This window comes from Aquabacterium parvum, assembly GCF_001447195.1.
GTDB lineage: Bacteria > Pseudomonadota > Gammaproteobacteria > Burkholderiales > Burkholderiaceae_C > Aquabacterium > Aquabacterium parvum.
Genome location: NZ_LFRI01000201.1, coordinates 1 through 473, shown reverse-complemented (window position 1 = coordinate 473; position 473 = coordinate 1). Strand labels below are relative to the sequence as shown.

The following is a 473-nucleotide window of genomic DNA, read 5'->3' as shown; positions in this document are numbered from 1 at the left end:
TGACCTCATCGAGGTCTGTCCAATGGTACTGCGAGAGCCATTCGTAGCGCACCGTGCGGTTGAAGCGTTCGACATAGGCGTTTTGTTGCGGCTTGCCCGGTTCGATGTGCTCAAAGCGGATGCCCCAAGACTTGGCCCAGGCTTCGATGGCGGCGCTGATGTACTCTGGGCCGTTATCGCAGCGAATGACTTGTGGCTTGCCACGCCAGGCTATGACCTGTGTGAGCGTGCGGATCACTCGCAGCGTGGGCAGCGAGAAATCGACCTCGATGCCCAATGCTTCTCGGTTGAAGTCATCGATGATGTTGAGCAGCCTGAAGCTTCTGCCGTCCGCCAACTGGTCGTGCATGAAGTCCATTGACCACACCTGATTGATGGCCTCTGGTACCGATAGCGGCTGTGGCTTGTCGCGCACCAGGCGCTTGCGTGGCTTGATGCGCAGGTTCAGCTCCAGCTCCCTGTAGATGCGGTAC

Annotated in this window: 1 protein-coding gene; it reads right to left on the bottom strand. The window is 58.6% G+C overall.

Translation table 11 applies throughout. The features are described 5' to 3' along the window. The coding region (locus ABG80_RS07305; RefSeq protein ID WP_152987516.1) for a DDE-type integrase/transposase/recombinase at positions 1 to 473 on the bottom strand (473 nt) is incomplete at both ends.